We start from the raw sequence: 228 nt of genomic DNA on the forward strand, positions 1-228 counted from the left end.
AGTTTTGAGAGTACCAACAATAAGTACTTGGGCCTGTAGCTCAGCTGGTTAGAGCGCACGCTTGATAAGCGTGAGGTCGATGGTTCAAGTCCATCCAGGCCCATTGAAATGTGAAGATTGCTCTTTACATTTCGGGCAAGATGGAGTAACATCTTAAAAGTTGATATTTACGGGGGCATAGCTCAGCTGGGAGAGCACCTGCTTTGCAAGCAGGAGGTCATCGGTTCG

1 tRNA gene is annotated in these 228 nt (G+C 47.8%); it reads left to right on the forward strand.

Going from position 1 to position 228, the window contains the following annotated elements:
• The first annotated feature begins 29 nt into the window (after positions 1 to 29).
• A tRNA-Ile gene (locus tag lacNas_RS07950) sits at positions 30 to 103 on the forward strand.
• The last annotated feature ends 125 nt before the right edge of the window (positions 104 to 228 follow it).

This window comes from Lactobacillus nasalidis (assembly GCF_016587775.1).
Lineage (GTDB): Bacteria > Bacillota > Bacilli > Lactobacillales > Lactobacillaceae > Lactobacillus > Lactobacillus nasalidis.